The sequence below is a fragment of the Cellulomonas septica genome (assembly GCF_012396155.1).
Taxonomy (GTDB): Bacteria; Actinomycetota; Actinomycetes; order Actinomycetales; family Cellulomonadaceae; genus Cellulomonas; species Cellulomonas septica.
The window spans coordinates 1-1,369 of record NZ_JAAXOY010000810.1 but is presented as its reverse complement, the minus strand read 5'-3'; the positions used below and the strand labels follow the sequence as shown (position 1 = coordinate 1,369).

Annotated in this window: 1 protein-coding gene; it reads right to left on the bottom strand. The window is 75.8% G+C overall.

Translation table 11 applies throughout. The features are described 5' to 3' along the window. On the bottom strand, positions 1–1,369 hold a 1,369-nt coding region (locus HGA02_RS19380; protein ID WP_210728829.1), incomplete at both ends, for a beta-galactosidase.

The window sequence follows — 1,369 nt, the reverse complement described above, 5'->3', positions numbered from 1 at the left end:
CCGCGACGTCGAGCCCGAACGGCCAGCGCACGAGCGTGCCCGCGGGCACGTCGGTCGGCCGCGACGGCAGCGCGAGCGGCCCGGACGGCAGGTCGACCTGCACCTGCACGCCGCGCAGCGTCGGCAGCGGGACGTGCGGCTGGTGCCAGACGACGAAGACGAACCCGGTCCCGTCGGCCTCGCGCACCGACCAGCGCAGCGTCGCGCTGTCGTCGACGCCCGACGGCAGCACGTCGGGCAGCGTCGAGGGCATGGTCGCGAGCGCCGGCCCGAACGCCGTGAGGAACGCGTGCTGCGTGCGCAGGGCCGCATGCGAGGGCGCGAGCAGCCCGGCGGCGCCGATCGGGGCGTGGAAGTCGTAGTCGTACGACGGCAGGTCGTTCGGATAGCCCGTCGCGTGCGACTCCTGCAGGTCCGGGCCGGGGTTCGTGCCGCCCGCGTACATGTAGTAGCCCTGCCACGCGGACCCGGACGCGACCTTGCCGTGCGCGACGGCCGCCACGTCGAGCGCCGACGGGACAGGTCGCCGGTGGTACGTCGTGGCCATGCCGCCGCCGAGCTCGCACGTCGCGGGCGGGAACGCGGCGTCGCGGTCGACCGTCGCCGCACCCTCCTCGCCGCGCACGTCGGCCCCGATCCCCGGGTCGTCCCACGTGTGCGACACCTGGTAGTGCGCGCGGAACGTGTCGTGCCACCCGGCGTCGGCGTCCACCCAGAACCCGTCGCCGTACCCGCCGTACAGCGGCAGGACCTCACCCGCGGGGAGCTGCGCCCCGCCCCACGCGGTGGCCGTCCACAGCGGTGCGCTCAGCCCGGCCTCACGGGCCAGCCGCTTGAGCGTCGTGAGGTGACCGGGCTGGTCGTAGAGCTCGTTGTCGAGCTGGATGCCGAGCACCGGACCGTCCGGCCCGCACAGCGCGCCGAGCTCGGCGCCGAGCCGCCCGAACCACCCGCGCACCAGGTCGAGGTAGGCGGGGTCGTCGGTGCGGTGCCGCACGGGCGCGTCCTGCACCCAGTCGGGGAACCCGCCGTTGCGGACCTCGCCGTGGCACCACGGCCCGATCCGCAGCACCACGCGCAGGCCCTCCTCCGCGCACGTACGCACGAACGCCGCGACGTCGAGGCCGTCGTCGAACCGCGCCGCGCCGCGCACGGGCTCGTGGTGGGCCCAGATCACGTACGTCGCGACGACGTCGACGCCGCCCGACCGCACGAGCCGCAACGTCTCGCGCCACCGCGACCGCGGGACGCGCGAGTAGTGGACCTCGCCCGACACGGGGATCCACGGCGTGCCGTCGCGCTCGAGCCACCGCGACGTCAGCGCGAGCCCGGGCCGCGCGTCCTCGTCGTTCGCCATCGCCGGCCGGGT